Origin of the sequence: Mesorhizobium sp. IMUNJ 23033, assembly GCF_044778005.1 — a bacterium.
GTDB lineage: Bacteria > Pseudomonadota > Alphaproteobacteria > Rhizobiales > Rhizobiaceae > Mesorhizobium > Mesorhizobium amorphae_A.
Window position 1 is genome coordinate 36,143 of record NZ_JBJACT010000016.1, and the last position, 19,582, is coordinate 55,724.

Below are 19,582 nucleotides of genomic sequence, written 5' to 3' on the forward strand. Positions count from 1 at the left end.
AGGGCGAATGGCGACTACGCAGCTGGACAGGCCGGGAAATGGCGGCTTGAGTGATCGCTTGATGCGAAAACTGAAAGCCATGCCGCGCGCCTGGAACAGGTTCTGGCGCCTGGTTGCGCTGTACATGCCGAAGCGGCTCTATGCCCGCTCGCTGATCATCGTCATTGCGCCGATGATCCTCCTGCAATCGGTGGTCGCCTTCGTCTTCATGGAGCGCCACTGGCAGACCGTGACGCAGCGCCTGTCGCAGGCGACCGTGCGCGACATCGCCGCCATCATCGACATGATGGAGACCTATCCGCACGATGCCGACTACGCCAACATCATCCGCATCGCCCAGGACAGGATGCAGCTGAAGGTCGACCTGCTGCCGCCAGATCCGCTGCCGCCCCCTGGCCCGAAACCGTTCTTCTCGATCCTCGACGAGATCCTCTCGGCCGAGATCACAAGGCAGATCAACCGTCCGTACTGGATCGACACCGTCGGCAATTCCAACATCGTCGAGGTGCGCATCCAGCTCGAGGGCAAGGTGCTGCGTGTCTTCGTGCGTCGCAGCCAGGCCTACGCCTCGAACACCCACATTTTCCTGATCTGGATGGTCGGCACCTCGCTGGTGCTGCTGATGATCGCCATTCCCTTCCTGCGCAACCAGATCCGGCCGATCCTGACACTCGCCGAGGCCGCGGAAAGCTTCGGCAAGGGCCGGCCGATGCCGCGCGACTTCCGCCCCCGTGGCGCCGAAGAAGTCCGCCGCGCCGGCTTTGCCTTCATCCAGATGCGCGAGCGCATCGAACGCCAGATCGAGCAACGCACCGCCATGCTGACCGGCGTCAGCCACGATCTCAGGACCATCCTCACCCGCTTCAAGCTGCAACTGGCGCTGGCCGGCGGCAAGACTGAAACCAAGGCAGCCCTCGACCAGGACATCGACGACATGCAGTCGATGCTCGAAGGCTATCTCGCCTTTGCCCGCGGCGAGGCCTCGGAAGACCCCGGCCGTTTCGATCTCGATGCCTATTTCCAGAAGCTCGGCGAGGAGGCCGCGCTGCGCAAATGCAAGCTGTCGACCACGCTTGTCGGCGATCCCGACGTGCATGTACGGCCCAATGCCTTTGCCCGCTTGCTGTCCAACGTCATTGGCAATGCCTTCCGCTACGCCAAAACCGTCGAGATCAATGCCAACCATGGCCGCGGCTCGCTGGTCGTCACCATCGACGACAATGGGCCGGGCATTCCGCCGGGCAAGCGCGAGGACGTGTTCAAGCCTTTCGTGCGGCTTGACCAGGCGCGCAACCTCGACGCCAGCGGCACCGGCCTCGGTCTTTCCATCGCCCGCGACATCGCCCGCAGCCATGGCGGCGACATCACGCTGGAAGACAGTCCGCTCGGCGGTCTGCGCGCCATCATAACGGTTCCCGCATGATCTGCAGGCAAGGGGGCTTCATCCGCCCGTCATGAAACCATGCTGAAGAGCGCGCATGAAGCGCGCGATTTCATTTGATTCGGCTCTGACGCCTCACTTCGACGCCGTGCCCGCCCGGGTGCGCTGGAGCGAAGTGAGGGCTGCCGCATGGTCGCCGTTCCGGCATCGTGTCAAGGCAAAAGACGACCTTTCCAGCAAAGGGCCACCATGCGCATATTGATGGTCACCGACGCCTGGCGCCCGCAAGTCAACGGCGTCGTCCACACGCTGGAGCGGCTCACCGAAACGTTGAAATCCTTCGACGTCGAGGTCGGCTTCCTGACGCCGAACATCTTCCGCACCTTGCCGCTGCCGACCTATCCCGACATAAGGCTGGCGCTGACGACTCCCGGCCATGTCGCGCGCCTGATCGAGGCCCGCAAGGCCGACCACATCCACATCGTCACCGAAGGTCCGCTGGGCATCATGGCCCGCCGCTATTGCCGCAATGCCGGCCGTCCCTTCACCACCAGCTATCACACGCGCTTTCCCGAATATCTCAGCGCGCGCTTGCCTGTCCCGGAAAGCTGGACCTATCGCTGGCTGCGCGATTTCCACAATTCAGGACAAGGCACCCTGGTCGCCACCCAGTCGCTTGCCGATGATCTGGCGGCACGCGGCTTCAACAAGCTGAGGCCCTGGACGCGCGGCGTCGACACCGATCATTTCCGGCCGGAAAAGCGCAAGGATCTGGGCTTTCCCGGTCCGGTGTTCCTCTGCGTCGGCCGCGTCGCGATCGAAAAGAACCTGACCGCCTTCCTCGACCTCGAACTGCCCGGCAGCAAGGTCGTCGTCGGCGAGGGGCCGGAACTGGCCAAGCTCAAGGCGCGCTATCCGAACGCGCATTTCCTCGGCCACCGCCCGAATGACGAACTGGCCGAGATCTATGCCTCGGCCGATGTCTTCGTCTTTCCGAGCCGCACCGACACGTTCGGCAACGTCATCATCGAAGCTTTAGCCAGCGGCACGCCGGTCGCCGCCTATCCGGTTACCGGGCCAATCGACATCGTCGGCGACGGCGTCGGCGGCGCGGTGTCGAACGACCTGCGCGAGGCGTCACTCGCCGCCCTCAATGTCGACCGCGCCGAAGCGCGCGAACGCGCCATGCGTTACAGTTGGAAGGCCTGCGCGGAAATGTTTCTCGATACGGTCGAGGAAGCACTGGGGACGACGCGGAAGCTGGCCGCCTAAAACAACCTGCCGCCGTCCGGCACCTTGCGCTCGATCGCACCGAGTACCACGGCTCCCTCTTCGTCGGGAAAGCCGAGCGTCAGGACTTCCGACATGAACGGGCCGATCTGGCGCGGTGGGAAATTGACCACCGCGAACACCTGCCGGCCGATCAGCGTTTCCGGCGTATAGTATTTGGTAATCTGCGCCGAGGATTTCTTCACCCCGATCGCCGGACCGAAATCGATCTTCAGCTTGAACGCCGGCTTGCGTGCTTCGGGAAACGGCTCGGCCTCGATGATCGTGCCGGCGCGGATGTCGACACGGTCGAAATCGGCAAAACTGATCTCGGGCTTGCGTGCGTTGCTCGAACTCATTCGGCTCAGGCGTTTCCGTAGGTCTCGAACAACACGCCAGCGAGCGCGTCCTTGGCCGAGGTTCCCGACCAGACGACGAACTGGAACGCCTGGAAATAGCATTCGCAGGCTTCCAGCGCCGACGACAAAAGCACTTCGACCTGCTGGCTCGACGGCTCGACTCCGCCGGCCAGCAGCAGCGACTGGCGGAACATGATCGCGCCTTCCTGCTCCCAGAGGTCGAAATGGCCGAACAGCATCTGCTCGTTGATCAGCGACAACAGCCGCATCACTTCGAGCGCGCGTGCCTCCGGCACCTTGATATCGAAGGCGCAGGCCAGATGCAGCGCCTCGAAATCCTCCATCCAGGAGAATGAAACATGATAGTCGGTCCAGCTGCCGGCTACCGAAATCGAAATCTCGTCGTCGCCTGCCCGCTCGAACGACCAGTCATTGTTATGCGCCACCTGTTCGATGACGTCCACCGGGTGGATTTCGCGGGAAAATTCGAGTTCGAGAAGTTCCATGGAATGCTTCCTGTCGTTCTGGGAGCGCCACCACACGCTCCGCGGGAGAGGCACACACAACGAACAATCTTGTCTAGAACTCGGACGGCCAGGACTGTCTCAAACGCAAAGACCCCAGACCGGACCCCACCGCCCGGCGCATGACCCTGCTCCGAATCATGCAACAAATTCAGTCTATTGATCGGGAGTCGCGTGAACAGCCCAATTTTTCGCACTGCGTCATTCGCATGTGGAAAGGCGCTGTCACAAAGATTCATGCAATGCCGGTAAGCGATTCACGGCAAAGCGCTTTTTCGGATTGTGCTTTGTGGAAAAGTTTAAGATTATTTTTTTGATCTGGGCTTTGCCGCCGCCGCCGGTGCGGCATGTCCGGTCAATTCGGCAAGCTTCGCCTCCAGTGCTTCGATGCGCGCAGCAAGGCGGGTGTTCTCTTCCCGCGCCTTTGCAGCCATCTCGCGCGCGGCTTCGAATTCCTCGCGTTGCACCACGTCCATCGAGTTCAGGATGCGCTCGGCCTGCCCCTTGAAGGCGGTCTCCACTTCGCGTCGAACCCCTTGAGCGGCGCCGGCGGCGTCCGTCATCAGCTTGGCGAATTCATCGAGAATGCGGTTCGGTCCGGTCGACATGGCAAATCCTCGCTTGCTTGGTTTGACGTAGTGGCGCCGCGCGTGGAATGCAAGGACGTTGAAGCTGGTGCGGCATTGCACCTCGATAGGCTGGCCTGTACGTGATGGCGCCACGTCGCCTATTGTAGTTCTTTCAAGTCGACTTGCGTCAAGCAACGAGTCGCTCTCAATCAGGGTTCAACCAATGGCAACGCCTCCGCGCCGACCGACAAATCCGATGGCAGCCGCAGAGGCCGCCTTCAAGCCGATCAAAAAGCCGACGCCGCCAATTCGCGAGCCCGCGGCTGCACCGAACGTCAGGGAGCTTGTTTCGATCAGGATCGATCGAGCCGTGCTCGACCATTTTCAGGAAGATGGTCCCGGGTGGCAGGACAGGATCAATGACGCCCTCAGGCAAATGGTCGCCGGCAAGCCGCAGGGTTGAGTCCGCCATCGGCGACGACTAGGGCAACCTCCACCTTGCCTTGACCCTGCCAAAACCCTGCCGCATGGTCCGCGCCCAAACGTGACCACACCCTTGGAGACCCTGTTGAGCGAATATTTCCTGCTGCCGCTGGCCTCCCTGCCCTTTCCCAACATCAACCCGGTCATCGTCCAGATCGGGCCGCTGGCGGTGCATTGGTATGGCGTCGGCTATATCGTCGGCATTCTCTTCGCCTGGTGGTACGCTAAGCGGCTGGCCACCAATGCCAGATTGTGGCCGGACGGCGTCTTGCCGATGAAGCCCGAAGATCTCGACGATTTCATTGTCTGGGCAGCCATCGGCGTGGTGCTTGGCGGCCGTACCGGCTATGTGCTGTTTTACGACCTGGCGCGCTACATCGCCCACCCGCTCGACATCTTTGCGGTTTGGCAAGGCGGCATGTCGTTCCATGGCGGCCTGCTCGGCGTCATCCTCGCCATGACCCTGTTTTCGCTCAAGCGCGGCATCCGCACCTGGTCGCTGTTCGACGTCGTGGCGGCCGGCGTGCCGGTCGGCCTCGGCCTGGTGCGCGTCGCAAACTTCATCAACTCCGAACTCTGGGGCCGGCCGACAGACGTGCCGTGGGCGGTCGAATTTCCCAATGGCGGGCCGTTTTCGCGCCATCCTAGTCAGCTCTACGAAGCGCTGCTCGAAGGCCTGGTGCTGTTCCTCGTTCTGCGCATCCTCACCCATTCCAGGCTCAAACTGAAGACGCCGCGCTTCGTCGGTGGCGCTTTCATCTGCGGTTACGGCCTGTCGCGCATCTTCGTCGAATTCTTCCGCGAACCCGACCAGCAGCTCGGCTATCTCTTGGGCACCAACTGGCTGACCATGGGCATGATCCTTTCCACGCCCATGGTGTTGGCTGGCATCTGGGCGATGGTAACCGCAAAGCCGGTCACGCAGCCGCAGCCGGCATGACGCGGCTGAAGGCCCGCATCGTCGACCTGATCGGCGCGCTGGGGCCGATCCCCGTCAACGAATACATGGCGCTTTGCCTGTTCGACCCTGCGGACGGCTACTACACGACACGCGAACCTTTCGGTGCGGGCGGCGACTTCGTCACCGCGCCGGAAATCAGCCAGATGTTCGGCGAACTGGTCGCTGTCTGGCTCTACCAGGCCTGGCAGGCGACCGGCCGGCCAATGCCGGTCACCATCGCTGAAATCGGCCCCGGCCGCGGCACGCTGATGAAGGACATGCTGCGGGCCTTTTCGCGACTCGATGCGGCACTCGTAGCCGACGCCTCCTTCGCCATGATCGAAACCAGCCCGCGCCTGACCGGCATCCAGAAACAGACACTTTCAGGCCAATCGGTGAGGCTGGGTTGGCACGAAACCATCGATACGCTGCCGAAGGCGCCCCTGCTCATCGTCGGCAATGAACTGTTCGATGCCGTTCCCATCCGGCAATTCATCCGCGCCGGCGCAGGCTGGCGCGAACGGATGGTTGGCCTCGACGAGGCGGATGTTTTGCGCTTCTTCGCCGGCGCCGGCTCCATCGACCCGTCCTTGCTGCCGGGTGACGCCGCCGATGCGCCGGAAGGATCTGTTGTCGAGGTGGCGCCGGCCCGCATCGCGCTGATGGCGGCCATCGCCGAAAGAATCGCCGGACAGGGCGGCGCCGGCCTGTTCATCGACTATGGCCATCTCAGACCCGGCGTCGGCGACACGCTGCAGGCCTTGCGCAAGCATGATCACGACAATGTGCTGGCCAATCCGGGCGAGGCTGACCTCACCGCCCATGTCGACTTCGCCGCCCTTGCCGCGACGGTTCGGGCGCACGGCCTCGATGCGCAGATGACGACGCAGGGCGACTTCCTGCTCGGCATGGGCCTTGTCGAGCGCGCCGGCCAGCTTGGCGCCAACGCCGATGAGCAGGCGCGGCAGGCGATTTCCGACGCCGTCGAACGCCTGGCCGGACCGGACGCGATGGGCGGGCTGTTCAAAGTGTTGAAAATTCAGCCGAAAACGAGCGCTTGCTGACCAGGATACGGCTCATAGCCGGCATCTGGGTCATGCCACCTGTCCGAACTTCGCCTTGACGAAATCGCCCGCGCGGACAACAAACCCATCCATGCTGAATCAGACCAAACCGGATCCCGTTCGGTCGCCCTTGCTGGACGAGGCGAAAGCGCAAGGCATCCGCCACGGCTATTTCACCCGCATTGGCGGTGTCTCTAGCGGCATCTACCGCGGCCTCAACATCGGCACGGGTTCGAACGACGACCAGGCGCTGGTGCGTGAAAACCGCCGTCGCGTCGCCGACTGGATGGGCGTGCCGGCGAACCATCTGTTGACCGCGCATCAAATCCACTCGCCCGATGTCGTCATCGCCAGGGAGCCCTTCCCCGGCGAGCGGCCCAAGGCCGATGCCGTCGTCACCGACCGGCCGGGCATCGCCGTCGGCGCCTCGACGGCGGACTGCGGACCGATCCTGTTCGCCGACGCCGAGGCAAGAATTATCGGCGCCGCGCATGCCGGCTGGAAAGGCGCCTTCACCGGCGTGCTCGAAAACACGATTTCCGCGATGGAGGGCTTAGGGGCTCGCCGCGAACGCATCGTCGCTGTCCTCGGCCCCTCCATCGGTCCGGAAAACTACGAGGTCGGGCCGGAATTCGTCGCCCGCTTCGTCGACGCAGACGTCGGCAATGCGCGCTATTTCGCACCTTCGGCAAAGACTGGCCATGCGATGTTCGACCTCAACCTCTACACGGTCGACCGGCTGGGCAAGGCCGGCGTGCAGGCCGAGGGGCTCGGCCGCTGCACTTACGCCGAGGAAGACCTTTTCTACTCCTACCGGCGCACCACGCACCGCAAGGAAGCGGATTACGGACGACAGGTTTCAGCAATTGTCTTGGAGAATGAGTGATGGCGTTGCATTTCGAACGCTCGGAATTTGACGCCCGGCGTGACCGGCTGATGATCGAGCTCGCCGAGAAGAAGCTCGACGCCGTGCTCCTGTTCGCGCAGGAGAGCATGTACTGGCTCACCGGCTACGACACGTTCGGTTTCTGCTTCTTCCAGTGCCTGGTGGTGAAGGCCGACGGCTCGATGGTGTTGCTCACCCGCTCGGCCGACCTGCGCCAGGCGCGCCACACCTCGATCATAGACAACATCGTGCTATGGACCGACCGCGACGGCGCCAATCCGGCGATCGACCTGCGCAACCTGCTCAACGAACTCGACCTGCTCGGCGCCCGCATCGGCGTCGAATACGATACTCATGGCCTGACCGCCTACAATGGCCGGCGCCTCGACGAGCAGCTGCAGACCTTCGGCCAGATCGCCGATGCCTCGGGCATCGTCAGCCGGTTGCGCCTGTTCAAGAGCCCGGCCGAAATCGCCAAGGCGGAAAAGGCCGCGAACCTGTCTGACGACGCGCTCGATGCGGCCCTGCCGCTGATCAAGCAGGGCGGCGACGAGGCGCTAATCCTCGCCGCCATGCAAGGCGCGATCTTTGCCGGCGGTGGTGATTATCCGGCCAATGAGTTCATCATCGGCTCGGGTATCGACGCCCTGCTCTGCCGCTACAAGTCCGGGCGCCGCAAGCTGACCAAGAACGACCAGCTGACGCTCGAATGGGCCGGCGTCTTCCACCACTACCATGCCCCGATGATGCGCACAGTGCTGACCGGCAAGGTGTCGAAGCGCCATCAGGAGCTGTTCGATGCCGCGCATGCCGCACTTCTGGCGGTGGAGAAGGCAATGACGCCCGGCAACAGCTTCGGCGACGTCTTCGACGCGCACGCCCGCACGCTCGAGGCGCACAATCTGACCAAGCACCGGTTGAACGCCTGCGGCTACTCCGTCGGCGCGCGCTTCACCCCGTCCTGGATGGACATGCCGATGTTCTACCAGGGCAATCCCGAGCCGATCGCGCCCAACATGACGCTGTTTTCCCACATCATCATCATGGACTCCGAAACCGAGACGGCGATGACGCTTGGCCGCACCTACCTAACCACCGAATCCCAGCCAAAGCCGCTCTCCCGCCATGATCTCGACTTGATCGTGCAGTGAATCCATAATGAGAGGGAGGCGCGTTCATCAGGTTAAACGTCGCCAAGGAGTTGTCAGGCAAATGAGACGATCGCATGTGACGACCGTGTCATTGCTTTTGGCGTTGGCGCTGTCTGCCTGCACCAATGCCAAGGACGTGCTCGAACCCTCGGCCATCACCCCACCGACGACATCGGCGCAGACGCTGCCAGGCACATCGGGGCCGGCCACATCGGGCAGCACCACGGCCGCCGCCCCTGCCCCGGCACCACCTTCGTCAACTCCGGCTGCTCCGGCTGGATCGTCGCCTGTCTCGCCGGCCCAGAGCGCCGCCCTGTCGAAGACGCGGCTACAGGTCGCACCAATCGTCGGCGCCTCCGTCGAGGCCGCGACGCCGCTGACGGCGGAGCTTCAGGCGCGCGCCAGGCAGCGCGGCATCACACTCGCCGGCAGCACCGACCAGACCGCCACGCATGTGTTGAAGGGCTACTTCTCGACAATGTCGGAAGGCAGCGACACCACCGTCATCTATGTCTGGGACGTCTATGATCCCGCCGGCAACCGGCTGCATCGCATCAACGGCCAGCAGAAGGCGCCCTCGATCAAGGGTGGCGAAGGCTGGGCGGCGGTGGCTCCGGCGACCATGCAGGGGATCGCCGACCAGACGATCGACCAGTTTGCCGCGTGGCTCGGCGGACAAGCCGGGTGAGCTGTTGCAGGCTTTCCTCGGGGGCAGGTCTTTCTTGAGATTAGCCGGCGGATTCCCGATCACGAGACTTGCAATACCGGCACGGGCCGCTAAAAGCCCGCTTAAGAGGCTCATGAGAGTCTGTCGGGTCTCTCCATCCTTCGCCAGGAACGGTGCATGAAGCTCTTCGCGGGCAATTCCAACAGGGTGCTGGCCGAAGCGGTCGCTCGCTATCTCAACATCCCGCTGGGCAAGGCCAGCGTCAGGCGCTTCGCCGATCAGGAAATCTTCGTCGAGATCCAGGAGAACGTGCGCGGCGAGGATGTCTTCATCCTGCAGTCGACCTCCTTCCCGACCAACGATCATTTGATGGAACTACTCATCATGATCGACGCCTTCATGCGCTCCTCGGCCAAGCGCATCACGGCGGTCATCCCCTATTTCGGCTACGCCAGGCAGGACCGCCGCGCCTCCGGCCGCACGCCGATCTCGGCCAAGCTGGTCGCCAACATGATCACCCGCGCCGGCGTCGACCGCGTGCTGACGCTCGATCTTCATGCCGGCCAGATCCAGGGCTTCTTCGATATCCCGACCGACAATCTGTTCTCGGTGCCGGTGATGGCCCGCGACGTGAAGGCGAAATACAAGCAGCTCGCCAATGTCGTCGTCGTGTCGCCCGATATCGGCGGCGTGGTGCGGGCCCGCGCGCTGGCCAAGCGTTTCGACGCCCAGCTCGCCATCGTCGACAAGCGCCGCGAACGTCCCGGCGAATCCGAGGTCATGAACATCATCGGCGCGGTCGCCGGCAAGGATTGCCTGTTGATCGACGACATCGTCGATTCCGGCGGCACGCTGTGCAATGCAGCCGATGCGCTGCTTGCCAATGGCGCCACCAGCGTCACCGCCTACATCACCCACGGCGTCTTGTCCGGCGGCGCCGTCGCCCGCATCAGCGGCTCGAAACTGCAGGAACTGGTGATCACCGATTCCATCCAGCCGACGCAAGGCGTGCTCGACGCTCCCAACATCCGCGTCATCTCGATCGCCGACCTGATGGGCGAAGCGATCTCGCGCACGGCGACCGAGGAATCGGTATCGAGCCTGTTCGACTAAACCGTCGCACTCTCCGGCCTGGCGGGACCGCTTAGCCGCTTCATACCTTCGCCGGCATCGCGCGCGCCGCGCATGTAGCCGCGCGGCGAGGCGCCCAGCATGCGCTTGAACATGGTGATGAAGGCCGGCACGCTGTCATAGCCGAGATCGAGCGCCACCCTGGTGATCGGCTCGCCGTCGGCGAGCCGCGGCAACGCCGCGAACAGGCAGGCCTGCTGGCGCCAGGTCGACAGCGACAGCCCGGTTTGGCGATGGAAGGCGCGGGTAAAGGAGCGCCGGCTCATGCCGACGATGTCGGCCCATTCGTCGATCGTCGCGTGTGGCGAGGGTGCCGCGACGAAACGCCGGCACAGTGCGGCCAGCTTCGGGTCCGACGGAAAAGGCAAGCCGAGCGGCCGTTCCGGCAGGTTGGGGATCTCGTGCAGCAACAGGCCCATGATCAGCCCGCCGCGCCCTTCCAGCTCAGCACCTTGCGGCAGCTTTTCGGATTCCACGATCAGGCTGTGCATCAGATCGGTGATGCCGACGACGCGCAGTCCATCCGGCAGCCCGGCTATCGCGTCGGGCATGACATAGACCGAGCGCATCGAGACATCGCCCAGCATCTCGACGGAATGCTCGATGCCGGCCGGGATCCACATGGCATGGTCGGGCGGCACCATCCAGCGCCCATGCCTGGTCGTCACCAGCACGACGCCGACCAGCGCATGCAAGAGCTGGCTGCGGCTGTGGGAATGCTGCGGCACGTGGTAGCCGTCGGGATACTCGGTCGGCAGCGCCACCGCCGGCCCGACGGCCTGCTCCAGCCACTGCCAGCGGCTCTGGTGCAGGCGCCCCAATTCGGCGGCGTCGCCCCTGAATATCTCCCTGCCATGCGGCATCGGCTATGGCCCACTTGCGAAACTATTGGACCAAACCACGAAAGAAGTCGCCGATCAACCGGATTATAAGGCAACCGACCTATGGGGCCGCCTTTGCGGGTGAGCCCGCTGGAAGACCACGGAGCATGCCTTGACCGACACGACAGCCACCGCCGTCGCCACACCTGCGACGGCCAGCCACACTTCGGCGCAAGCGACGGCCTTCACCGTCATCCTTGCGGTAAGCTTCTGCCACTGCATCAACGACATCATGCAGTCGCTGCTGTCGGCCATCTATCCGTTGCTGAAGGAGAATTACGGTCTCGATTTCTGGCAGATCGGCCTTTTGACCTTCACCTTCCAGGTGACGGCATCCTTGCTGCAGCCGATGATCGGCGCGGTCACCGACAAGCGGCCGATGCCCTATTCGCTGCCCTACGGCATGGCCTCGTCGCTGATCGGCCTGATCGTGCTCGCCCATGCCGGCCACTACTGGCTGCTGCTGATTGGCGCCTCGCTGATCGGCATCGGCTCGGCCATCTTCCATCCGGAATCCTCCCGCATCGCCCGCTTCGCCTCTGGCGGCCGCTTCGGCCTTGCGCAATCGCTGTTCCAGGTCGGCGGCAATTTCGGCCAGGCAATGGGGCCGCTGCTCGCCGCTTTCATCGTCGTGCCGTTCGGCCAGACCAGCATTTCCTGGTTCGCCGTCGGCTCGCTGATCGGCATCATCGTTCTGTGGCGGGTCGGCGGCTGGTACAGCCGGCTGCGCGCCACGCTCGCCAACCGCAAGGCGGCAAGCTTCGTCTCGCCCTTCCCGCGCCGCAAGGTGATGGGGGCGCTGGCGGTGCTGACCCTGCTGGTGCTGACCAAGAACGCTTACATCGCCTCGATCTCCAGCTACTACACCTTCTACGCCATCCATAAATTCGGTGTTTCGGTGCAGATGTCGCAGGTCATGCTGTTCCTGTTCCTCGGCGCCTCGGCGCTGGGCATCCTGCTCGGCGGCCCGTTTGGCGACCGCTACGGACAGAAGGCGATGATCTGGTTCTCGATCGTTGGCGTGCTGCCCTTCACGCTGGCTTTGCCCTATGCCAATTTCGAATGGACGATGGTGCTCACCGTGCTGATCGGCCTGATCCTGTCCTCGGCCTTTTCCAACATCGTCGTCTTCGCGCAGGAGCTGGTGCCGGGCCGGGTCGGCATGATCGCCGGCATCTTCTTCGGCTTCGCCTTCGGCATGGGCGGCATCGCCGCAGCCGTGCTCGGCGTCGTCGCCGACATGAAGGGCATCGACTTCGTCTACCAGATCTGTTCCTACCTGCCGCTGCTCGGCCTGCTGACCGTGTTTTTGCCCAACACGAAGGAAGCGAGAAGGGTCTAGACGGAGGCCGCGAGCAATTCCAGGAAAAGTGCGCAGCAACACGCTTGCATGATGCGCCGCTGCATAGCACGTGTCTGGAAGCTCGATCGGCCCGGGAGCACGGCAGAAATATTTGCAGAGCGCTAGTCCGCTATAGCGCCGAAGGCTCGAGCTTTCGACGGATCGTGGTTGCCGTCGTCGGCGACTGCAGGAAAGCCGTCCTGAGTGCCCGGGAGATTTTCGAACGGCCCGCTTTTCCGCGTCAAAGACCGATCTACAAGCCAGTAGCCGGCAGCTGCGCGATGGTGTGTAAGGTCACCAGTGTCGCCACGAACGTCGACCTATCTCAAAATGCAGGCATGCGCACGTTTGACGTCTGGGACCGAGTTCGAAGATGATCTTGGAACACCCGTCTGAGTTCCCGATAATTCGCGAACCCCAAGTGACGAGCAAGCCGGGAAACCGTCGAGGTTCCCACTTGGCAGCGGCAAGCGACAACAGATGTACTATCGAAAGCGGCAATCTCGGGCTTCTCAAGAATTTGTCGCGCCACATCGCCCTTGGCAAGACCAGCTCGCGTTTGGCGATAGCTACTTTGATTTCATCGAGAGTTCGAGGTTTGTTCATCGTTCTAGCTCTTGAAGAATGCGAAGAAGACGTTCGACACCATGACTGTCATGTTGCAAATTCGGCTAAGTCGCTTGAGCTTTGAAATCGGATTGCGATCATCGGACTACATGGAGCCGGATCCTCCAACGGCCGCTTGATTTGTGAGATCATCCCATTCGTTCCGATGCGTAGGAGCCCGGCGACGCAGGAAAAACAACCGTCTTGTTTCCGTTCAAGAAAACCCGTCCGTAAATGTGCGCATGGATGGCGCGGGCTAAGACCTGCGCCTCGACATCGCGACCGAGGCTGACATAGTCCTCAGCTGATTGCGCATGCGTCACACGGATCGTGTCCTGCTCGATAATTGGGCCTTCGTCCAAATCGCCAGTCACGTAGTGGGATGTTGCACCAATCAGTTTTACGCCGCGCTCGTAGGCCTGTTTGTAGGGGTTGGCACCCTTGAAAGACGGCAGAAATGAATGGTGGATATTGATGATGCGCCCTGACATCGTCCGGCATATCTCGTCGGACAACACCTGCATGTAGCGTGCCAGCACGATCAGCTCGGCCCCGGTCTCCTCCACAATGCGCATCTGCTGCGCTTCAGCTTTGACCTTGTTCTCCTTCGTCACCGTGATCCCGTAAAACGGGATGTCGTGGTTCACCACAACCTTCTGATAATCCATATGATTGGAAATCACGGCGACGATGTCGATCGGAAGCGCGCCGATCTGCCAGCGGTACAGGAGATCGTTGAGGCAGTGTCCGAAGCGTGAGACCATGATGATCACCTTGCGCTTCACCGCTTCGTCGAAAAACTCGGCCTCCATGCCAAAACGCGTGGCGATCGCACCGAAACCTGCACGTAGTTGCTCGAGGTCACAGCCGCCCTCGGAGCGGAAGCTTATCCGCATGAAGAAGTTGCCGGTGTCGGCGTCATCGAATTGTGCGCTATCGGCAATGTTGCAGGTCTGATCTGCAAGGAAGGTCGAGATCGCTGCAACAATTCCCCTGGTTGAGCGGCATTTGACTCTGAGGGCGAAGCTGGACATGAATTTCTTCCGTTGGTCTTTCGAAATGCTTCGTGAGCCAAAACGATGGGCATGTCGCAAAGTTTGGCGGCGCACACACAATAACCGCCCGCCCTGTGACCAGGCCGTTTCTGGTTTCCGTCAATTGCAACACTATGCGGCCAGGCGCTTGGCGCCTGCTCGCAAGGACCGTCAGCCAAGCACGCTGGCGAGTCTCACAGGAGCCCCGGTCTTCGCCGACACCGATGCTGCCTCTGCCATCGCCAGCGCGGCAATGCCATCGTCCAGGGTGACGGGAACCGCCTTACCGCCATTAACTGCCTCGACAAAACCGGCCCATTCGGCGGCATAGGCCGGCATGTAGCGCTCCAGGAAGAAGTAGGTCGGCTTGGCCCCCGTCACGCCGGTGGTGGTGGACTTCACCACCGAGTTTTCCAGCATGTTCCGCGCCTGCAGTAGCCCTTGCGAACCCAGCAGTTCCAACCGCTGGTCATAGCCATAAACCGCGCGCCGGCTGTTCTTGATGACAGCAATCCGGCCATCATCGTAGGTGAGCGTGACCACAGCAGTGTCGACATCGCCCGCTGCGCCGATTTCAGGATCGACGATCGAGGATCCGACGGCGGTCACCGCCATGGGTGCGGCACCCATGATGAAATTCGCCATGTCGAAGTCGTGGATCATCATGTCGCGGAACAGTCCACCCGAGACCTTGATGTAGGCAACGGGCGGCGGCGCGGGGTCGAAGGATGTGATTGACAGGAGTTCGGTCTTGCCGATCTCGCCTCTGTCGGCAGCAGCCTTCAGCGCCGCGAAATTTGGGTCGAAGCGGCGGTTGAAGCCGATCATTACCGGACGCTTCGTGGCGGCAACTGCCTTGCGGCATTCCAGCGCGCGCGCAAGACTGAGGTCCACCGGCTTCTCGCAAAGAACAGCTTTGCCAGCAGCTGTCGCCCGCTCGATCAAATCAGAATGAGTGTCTGTCGAGGTGGCAATCAAAACCGCATCGATGGCGGGATCATTTAGGACGGCTTCTGTAGTTCGTACCTCAGCCCGGTATTGGGCAGCGAGCTTTTCGGCGGCCGCCGTATTGATGTCCGACACGGCGACGAGTTTGCTGCCAGGGTGCGACGCGATCGCCGTCGCATGAACGCCGGCAATCCGCCCGGCCCCGAGAAGTCCAACATTAAGCATCAGTTTCCAAAGCTCCGTACGACATTGAATTGATAGGGGTCAGCTTTCGCTGCTCTGAGACGATCCACATCCGCAGGCGTTCGTGTTCTTTCTTGCGCCGTACATCGTGGTGGCCCATCCGCCGAGGTCTAGGATCCGGCTTCGGCTTGATTGACGAAGCGAGCGAATTCCTCGTCGGCGATCGGAACGTTGTGTTCCGGCGCCGGATAGGCGCCAGAATTGACGTCGGCGATGAACTCCTTGAAGGCCGCAACCCGCTCGTTCTGGAGCCGCTCGTATTCGATTGCAAAATTGCGATAGGTACGCGCATGCCGTGGCTTGTGACCCTGGGTATGGCCCAATACGTCTTCGGCGAAGAGATACTGGGCGTCAGCACCCGGCCCGGCTCCCATGCCGAGCATGATCATCGAAGTGTTCTTCGAAATGAATGCACCGACTTTGTCAGGGACAACTTCGAGCTCGGCTCCGAAGCAGCCGATGGCCTCAAGCCGCTTCACCTGCTGCCAGACTTTCAGGGCTTCCTGCCCGGTCTTGCCCACCGCGCGAAAGCCTGTCCAGGTGATGTAGGAAGGAATGAGGCCGACATGCGCGACGATTGGCACGTGGTTGTCGCATAATGTCTTTTGGATGTCATAAGAGGCAGCGCAATAGAAGCAGTCACCTCCCATCGCTGCGAAATGGAAAGCTGCCCGCAGATAATCCTCGGCAGTTGCGAGAGGCCGGCCCTCAAAGGTTCCCCAACCGCCATAAGGCAGCCCGACCTGGACGAAGCATCTGCCGGCCGCCTCGCGCATCTCGGGCGAGAAGAAGCGGCCCTCGATCGACAGCATGTCGACACCGGCCGCGTCCGCTGCCGCCGCCTCTTCGAGCGTGGTGACGTAGAGCATGGAAATCTTTTGTCCGCGGCTCTTCATGGCGCGAATGTCTGCGACGGTGGGCCGGGTGTTTTTCGTGACCATTCTTGTTCCCTCAGACAGTGAAAGCGTCGCGGAAGGCCTGCAGTGCCGCCTCGGGATCGCCGGAGGCGAACGCCTCCATGCCGACCGGCCCGCGGTAGCCCATGTCCTTCAGCGCACGGGCGATGCCCTTGTAGTTGATCTCGCCGGTGCCGGGCTCCATTCGACCAGGCACGTTGGCCACCTGGACCTCGCCGATCCACGGCAGGCAGGCGCGGCAGAGCTCGATCAAATTCCCCTCGCCGATTTGCGCATGGTAGAGATCGAGGTTGAGGCGCAGCCCCGGCCGGTTCACGCTGGAAACCAGCGCAAGCGTGTCCTCGGCGCGCGCGAACGGCACGCCGGGATGATCGACCGGCAGGTTCAAATTCTCCAGCGTGAAGGTCACGCCCTCCGCCTCGGCGAGGTCCGCAATGCGGTTCAGCGTGTCGCGCGCCTTGAGCCACATCGCACCGGTGACGGTCCCGCAAGGCGTGACCGGCAGGCCGCCCTCGCCCAGTCCCGTCCCGTGTAGATTGAGCCGCGCCACGCCGAGGCGCTTGCCGACGTCCGCCGTCTCCTTCGCCGTCTTCAAAAGTTCGGCGGCACCCTCGTCATCGGCAAGCCGGCCCCGCAGATAGCCGTTCATGATCGAGAAGGTGGCGCCGGATTTCTCCAGCATTGCGAGGTCATGCTCGGGCCAGTTCCAGAGGCCGACCTGAAAACCCATTTCGGTCAGGCGCTTGACGCGGAATTCCATCGGCCGGTCGCGCCACAGCATCTCGGCGCAGGCCGCAAGGGTGAAGGTATCGGACATGTCAGACCTCGATGTACACGCGGCCGTCTTCGACCTTTGTCTTGTAGGCTTTGAGATTCACGCAGACCGGTGCGCGCACCGCTTCGCCGGTCCGGTAATCGAAGACGCCGTTGTGCTTCGGGCATTCGATCCTGTATTCCATGACCAGCCCGTCGCTCAGATGCACCTTCTCATGCGTGCACAGGCCGTCGGTACAGAAGAACGCATCGTCGGGACTCCGATAGATGGCGAATGTCCGGCCTTCGTGATCGAAGCGGATGACGTCCTCTTCATCGATATCATCCGTCGCACATGCATCAATCCACTTTGCCATTGTCTTCCTGCAGCCTGGTCCTCGGTTGGTCGAAAAGTCGGCCGGCGGAACACATGTCCGCCGGCCGCCCCGGGAGGGAAGATGCCCGTGTGGAAGGCATCCTCACTGGGTTACGCATGTGCTCCGTCGCGCGGCGCATCGTTGGTCGCGGAGAAGCTCTCGATCTCGGCTTCGAGCTCGGCCATCTGCTCGCCGCCGGCCATCAGGTCGGTGATCGCCTCGCGGCTCTTCTCACCCTTGCGGAAATCGGCGGCCTTGGAGCCTCTGATAAGGACGGCGAAGTGGTCTCCGACGGTCAGCGCATGGACGACATTGTGGGTGATGAAGATGACCGCGATGCCCTTGCGGCGCGCCTGCAGGACGATGCGCAGGACGTGCGCCGCCTCCTTGACGCCGAGCGCGGCCGTCGGCTCGTCGAGGATCAGCACGCTGGCGCCGAAATGGACGGCACGGGCGATCGCCAGCGCCTGACGCTCGCCCCCGGACAGTCCGCCGACGAGGCGGTCGCCGTCGTCGATGCGGGTGATGCCGAGCTGGCGCATCTCGGTGACGGCGATCTCGTTGGCCCGCTTGCGGTCGTAGATGGTGAGCGGCCCCCATCGCCGCGTCGGCTCGGCGCCGACGAAGAAGGAGCGGCCGATGCTCATCAGCGGGAACGTCCCGCCGAATTGGTGGACCGTCGCGATGCCATGATCGCTGGCGTCGCGCGGGCTGCCGAACTCAACGGCCTTGCCGTCCATTTCCAACCTGCCCGATGTCGGCTTGTGGACGCCGGAGAGGATCTTGATCAGCGTGGATTTTCCCGCGCCATTGTCGCCGAGCAGGCACAGCACCTCGCCTCTGTTGACCTCGAGGGAAATGTCATGGAGCACGTCGATGGGACCGAACGACTTGTTGATCCCAGTCAGTCTGAGCAAGGGCGTTGTCATCAGCGGGCCCTCGTCTTGGTGCGCGGCGCGTAGGTCAGCGCCATGGTGCGGAAGGTGTTGTTCATCAGCACGGCGGCGAGCAGCAGGACGCCGATGATCAGGCTCGCCCAGTTGGCGTCGAAGCCGGTGTAGAAGATACCCTGGTTGACGATTGCGAAGGTCAGCGTGCCCAACACGATGCCGACCACCGAACCATATCCGCCGGTGAGCAGCACGCCGCCGATGACCACCGCAATGATCGAGTTGAAGATGAAGGACTGCCCGGCGGCCACCTGGGCGCTGTTGTAGAGGATCGCCTGCGACATGCCGACGAAGGCTGCGCACAGGCTGCTGCTCATGAACAGTGCGATGGTGACGCGGTCCGTCGGGATGCCGGCATTGCGGGCGCTGACGGCGTCGCCGCCCATGGCCAGGATCCAGTTGCCGAAGCGGGAGAAATTCAGGATGAAGCCGACGATCAGGACGATCGCGATCCACCAGAACAGGGTCACCTGGAACTTGCCGCCGAGATAGTCGCCGAACACAAGCTTGGCGATCGGTCCGCCCTTTAGCGCGACACTCGTGCTGCCGGACAGGATGATCGAAAGCCCGAGCGTCAGGCCGGCCAGCGCGAACAGCGTTGCCAGGGTGACGACGAAGGACGGCACCTTGGTGCGGATCACCAAGACCCCGTTAATGAAGCCGACGGCCAGCCCAAGGCCAAGCGCGGCGAGGATGCCGACGATGATCGGCAGGTCGTAGTGGCCCGAGAGGATGGCGATGGTCATCGAACTGGCGGGGACCATCGACCCGACGGAGAGATCGAGATGTCCGGCGATCATCAGTAGGCCCACCGGGAGTGCGATGATGCCGAGTTCAGAGGCGACGTTGAGCCAGCTGGCGGCACCGCCGGCCGACATGAAATTGGCGCCGCCAAAGATCGAGAAGAACACCAGCACGGCGATCATGCCGATCAGCGAGCCGACCTCGGGGCGCCGCACCAGGCTGCCGATCGAGGGCATCGAAGAATGCGGGGGCGCAGTCGCTGTCACAGCGGGTTGGTCATGGGCTTGGGATGTCATCGAAGTGGTCCCTGGCTTGAACAATGGGAAGCCTGGCGCGGCCCTCGTCGGGGGCGCCGGCTGGCGA

At 62.7% G+C, this 19,582-nt stretch carries 22 protein-coding genes; 10 read left to right on the forward strand and 12 right to left on the reverse strand.

Annotated features, from left to right (window positions below; genetic code table 11):
- The first annotated feature begins 7 nt into the window (after positions 1 to 7).
- Both ACFX5Q_RS18405 and ACFX5Q_RS18410 read left to right on the forward strand, forming a co-directional pair.
- Positions 8 to 1,423 (forward strand): ATP-binding protein, encoded by a 1,416-nt coding sequence (locus ACFX5Q_RS18405; protein ID WP_404280343.1) that lies wholly within the window; start codon positions 8 to 10, stop codon positions 1,421 to 1,423.
- A 207-nt stretch (positions 1,424 to 1,630) separates the two neighbouring features.
- Complete coding sequence (locus tag ACFX5Q_RS18410) at positions 1,631 to 2,653, forward strand: glycosyltransferase family 1 protein (protein WP_192183807.1); 1,023 nt, start codon at positions 1,631 to 1,633, stop codon at positions 2,651 to 2,653.
- Here the strand turns inward: ACFX5Q_RS18410 and ACFX5Q_RS18415 are convergent.
- The 3 genes from ACFX5Q_RS18415 to ACFX5Q_RS18425 form a co-directional block, all read right to left on the reverse strand.
- Entirely contained in the window at positions 2,650 to 3,009 is a 360-nt protein-coding gene (locus ACFX5Q_RS18415; RefSeq protein WP_404280346.1) for a tRNA-binding protein, read from the reverse strand. The genes ACFX5Q_RS18410 and ACFX5Q_RS18415 overlap by 4 nt on opposite strands.
- 5 nt (positions 3,010 to 3,014) lie before the next feature.
- Positions 3,015 to 3,515: a YbjN domain-containing protein gene (locus tag ACFX5Q_RS18420; protein ID WP_006202532.1), complete on the reverse strand. Its 501-nt coding sequence runs from the start codon at positions 3,513 to 3,515 to the stop codon at positions 3,015 to 3,017.
- 323 nt (positions 3,516 to 3,838) lie between these two features.
- The gene (locus tag ACFX5Q_RS18425; protein WP_404280349.1) at positions 3,839 to 4,141 is read right to left on the reverse strand and encodes an accessory factor UbiK family protein; all 303 of its coding nucleotides are present in this window, start codon (positions 4,139 to 4,141) and stop codon (positions 3,839 to 3,841) included.
- A gap of 184 nt (positions 4,142 to 4,325) precedes the next feature.
- Between ACFX5Q_RS18425 and ACFX5Q_RS18430 the strand changes: the two genes are divergently transcribed.
- The 7 genes from ACFX5Q_RS18430 to ACFX5Q_RS18460 all read left to right on the forward strand — a co-directional run bounded on the left by ACFX5Q_RS18430 (position 4,326) and on the right by ACFX5Q_RS18460 (position 10,406).
- Positions 4,326 to 4,565: a BrnA antitoxin family protein gene (locus ACFX5Q_RS18430; RefSeq protein WP_404280351.1), complete on the forward strand. Its 240-nt coding sequence runs from the start codon at positions 4,326 to 4,328 to the stop codon at positions 4,563 to 4,565.
- Positions 4,566 to 4,670: 105 nt separating this feature from the next.
- A complete protein-coding gene (gene lgt, locus ACFX5Q_RS18435; RefSeq protein WP_404280353.1) occupies positions 4,671 to 5,525 on the forward strand; it encodes a prolipoprotein diacylglyceryl transferase in 855 nt (284 codons plus the stop codon).
- Positions 5,522 to 6,589: a class I SAM-dependent methyltransferase gene (locus ACFX5Q_RS18440; RefSeq protein WP_404280355.1), complete on the forward strand. Its 1,068-nt coding sequence runs from the start codon at positions 5,522 to 5,524 to the stop codon at positions 6,587 to 6,589. The genes lgt and ACFX5Q_RS18440 overlap by 4 nt, the downstream gene beginning before the upstream one ends.
- Positions 6,590 to 6,680: 91 nt before the next feature.
- Positions 6,681 to 7,475, forward strand: a complete 795-nt coding sequence (gene pgeF / locus ACFX5Q_RS18445) for a peptidoglycan editing factor PgeF (RefSeq protein WP_404280358.1) — start codon at positions 6,681 to 6,683, stop codon at positions 7,473 to 7,475.
- Entirely contained in the window at positions 7,475 to 8,626 is a 1,152-nt protein-coding gene (locus ACFX5Q_RS18450; protein ID WP_404280360.1) for a M24 family metallopeptidase, read from the forward strand. Before pgeF ends, ACFX5Q_RS18450 begins: the two co-directional genes overlap by 1 nt.
- Before the next feature lie 61 nt (positions 8,627 to 8,687).
- The gene (locus tag ACFX5Q_RS18455) at positions 8,688 to 9,314 is read left to right on the forward strand and encodes a hypothetical protein (protein WP_404280362.1); all 627 of its coding nucleotides are present in this window, start codon (positions 8,688 to 8,690) and stop codon (positions 9,312 to 9,314) included.
- Positions 9,315 to 9,470: 156 nt separating this feature from the next.
- The gene (locus ACFX5Q_RS18460; RefSeq protein WP_006202540.1) at positions 9,471 to 10,406 is read left to right on the forward strand and encodes a ribose-phosphate pyrophosphokinase; all 936 of its coding nucleotides are present in this window, start codon (positions 9,471 to 9,473) and stop codon (positions 10,404 to 10,406) included.
- On the opposite strand, the gene ACFX5Q_RS18465 is transcribed toward ACFX5Q_RS18460, so the two are convergent.
- Positions 10,403 to 11,287, reverse strand: coding sequence for an AraC family transcriptional regulator (locus ACFX5Q_RS18465; protein ID WP_404280364.1), 885 nt, complete (start codon positions 11,285 to 11,287; stop codon positions 10,403 to 10,405). The two genes, ACFX5Q_RS18460 and ACFX5Q_RS18465, sit on opposite strands and share 4 nt — an antisense overlap.
- Positions 11,288 to 11,417: 130 nt before the next feature.
- Here ACFX5Q_RS18465 and ACFX5Q_RS18470 point away from each other — a divergent pair, with 130 nt between their 5' ends.
- Positions 11,418 to 12,647, forward strand: coding sequence for an MFS transporter (locus ACFX5Q_RS18470; RefSeq protein WP_404280366.1), 1,230 nt, complete (start codon positions 11,418 to 11,420; stop codon positions 12,645 to 12,647).
- 325 nt (positions 12,648 to 12,972) lie between these two features.
- Here the strand turns inward: ACFX5Q_RS18470 and ACFX5Q_RS18475 are convergent, their stop codons facing one another.
- The 8 genes from ACFX5Q_RS18475 to ACFX5Q_RS18510 form a co-directional block, all read right to left on the reverse strand.
- Entirely contained in the window at positions 12,973 to 13,179 is a 207-nt protein-coding gene (locus tag ACFX5Q_RS18475) for a transcriptional regulator (RefSeq protein WP_404280368.1), read from the reverse strand.
- Positions 13,180 to 13,402: 223 nt separating this feature from the next.
- Positions 13,403 to 14,287, reverse strand: coding sequence for a formyltetrahydrofolate deformylase (gene purU / locus ACFX5Q_RS18480; RefSeq protein WP_404280370.1), 885 nt, complete (start codon positions 14,285 to 14,287; stop codon positions 13,403 to 13,405).
- 171 nt (positions 14,288 to 14,458) lie between these two features.
- Entirely contained in the window at positions 14,459 to 15,460 is a 1,002-nt protein-coding gene (iolG, locus tag ACFX5Q_RS18485; RefSeq protein WP_404280372.1) for an inositol 2-dehydrogenase, read from the reverse strand.
- A 128-nt stretch (positions 15,461 to 15,588) separates the two neighbouring features.
- Positions 15,589 to 16,419: a 3-methyl-2-oxobutanoate hydroxymethyltransferase gene (locus tag ACFX5Q_RS18490; protein ID WP_404280374.1), complete on the reverse strand. Its 831-nt coding sequence runs from the start codon at positions 16,417 to 16,419 to the stop codon at positions 15,589 to 15,591.
- A gap of 10 nt (positions 16,420 to 16,429) precedes the next feature.
- Positions 16,430 to 17,212 (reverse strand): TIM barrel protein, encoded by a 783-nt coding sequence (locus tag ACFX5Q_RS18495; protein WP_404280376.1) that lies wholly within the window; start codon positions 17,210 to 17,212, stop codon positions 16,430 to 16,432.
- Between the two features lies 1 nt (position 17,213).
- Positions 17,214 to 17,525 carry a MocE family 2Fe-2S type ferredoxin gene (locus ACFX5Q_RS18500; protein WP_006202552.1) on the reverse strand — a complete coding sequence of 104 codons (312 nt, stop codon included), beginning with the start codon at positions 17,523 to 17,525 and terminating at the stop codon, positions 17,214 to 17,216.
- Positions 17,526 to 17,635: 110 nt separating this feature from the next.
- Positions 17,636 to 18,454 (reverse strand): ATP-binding cassette domain-containing protein, encoded by an 819-nt coding sequence (locus ACFX5Q_RS18505; protein ID WP_404280379.1) that lies wholly within the window; start codon positions 18,452 to 18,454, stop codon positions 17,636 to 17,638.
- The gene (locus tag ACFX5Q_RS18510; protein WP_404280384.1) at positions 18,454 to 19,455 is read right to left on the reverse strand and encodes an ABC transporter permease; all 1,002 of its coding nucleotides are present in this window, start codon (positions 19,453 to 19,455) and stop codon (positions 18,454 to 18,456) included. Before ACFX5Q_RS18510 ends, ACFX5Q_RS18505 begins: the two co-directional genes overlap by 1 nt.
- Between the last annotated feature and the right edge of the window lie 127 nt (positions 19,456 to 19,582).

Coding starts and splice junctions, on each gene's coding strand:
- ACFX5Q_RS18405 (WP_404280343.1), top strand. CDS start 8: ATGGCGACTACGCAGCTGGACAGGCCGGGAAATGGCGGCTTGAGTGAT.
- ACFX5Q_RS18410 (WP_192183807.1), top strand. CDS start 1,631: ATGCGCATATTGATGGTCACCGACGCCTGGCGCCCGCAAGTCAACGGC.
- ACFX5Q_RS18415 (WP_404280346.1), bottom strand. CDS start 3,009: ATGAGTTCGAGCAACGCACGCAAGCCCGAGATCAGTTTTGCCGATTTC.
- ACFX5Q_RS18420 (WP_006202532.1), bottom strand. CDS start 3,515: ATGGAACTTCTCGAACTCGAATTTTCCCGCGAAATCCACCCGGTGGAC.
- ACFX5Q_RS18425 (WP_404280349.1), bottom strand. CDS start 4,141: ATGTCGACCGGACCGAACCGCATTCTCGATGAATTCGCCAAGCTGATG.
- ACFX5Q_RS18430 (WP_404280351.1), top strand. CDS start 4,326: ATGGCAACGCCTCCGCGCCGACCGACAAATCCGATGGCAGCCGCAGAG.
- ACFX5Q_RS18440 (WP_404280355.1), top strand. CDS start 5,522: ATGACGCGGCTGAAGGCCCGCATCGTCGACCTGATCGGCGCGCTGGGG.
- pgeF (WP_404280358.1), top strand. CDS start 6,681: ATGCTGAATCAGACCAAACCGGATCCCGTTCGGTCGCCCTTGCTGGAC.
- ACFX5Q_RS18450 (WP_404280360.1), top strand. CDS start 7,475: ATGGCGTTGCATTTCGAACGCTCGGAATTTGACGCCCGGCGTGACCGG.
- ACFX5Q_RS18455 (WP_404280362.1), top strand. CDS start 8,688: ATGAGACGATCGCATGTGACGACCGTGTCATTGCTTTTGGCGTTGGCG.
- ACFX5Q_RS18460 (WP_006202540.1), top strand. CDS start 9,471: ATGAAGCTCTTCGCGGGCAATTCCAACAGGGTGCTGGCCGAAGCGGTC.
- ACFX5Q_RS18465 (WP_404280364.1), bottom strand. CDS start 11,287: ATGCCGCATGGCAGGGAGATATTCAGGGGCGACGCCGCCGAATTGGGG.
- purU (WP_404280370.1), bottom strand. CDS start 14,287: ATGTCCAGCTTCGCCCTCAGAGTCAAATGCCGCTCAACCAGGGGAATT.
- iolG (WP_404280372.1), bottom strand. CDS start 15,460: ATGCTTAATGTTGGACTTCTCGGGGCCGGGCGGATTGCCGGCGTTCAT.
- ACFX5Q_RS18490 (WP_404280374.1), bottom strand. CDS start 16,419: ATGGTCACGAAAAACACCCGGCCCACCGTCGCAGACATTCGCGCCATG.
- ACFX5Q_RS18495 (WP_404280376.1), bottom strand. CDS start 17,212: ATGTCCGATACCTTCACCCTTGCGGCCTGCGCCGAGATGCTGTGGCGC.
- ACFX5Q_RS18500 (WP_006202552.1), bottom strand. CDS start 17,525: ATGGCAAAGTGGATTGATGCATGTGCGACGGATGATATCGATGAAGAG.
- ACFX5Q_RS18505 (WP_404280379.1), bottom strand. CDS start 18,454: ATGACAACGCCCTTGCTCAGACTGACTGGGATCAACAAGTCGTTCGGT.
- ACFX5Q_RS18510 (WP_404280384.1), bottom strand. CDS start 19,455: ATGCCCTCGATCGGCAGCCTGGTGCGGCGCCCCGAGGTCGGCTCGCTG.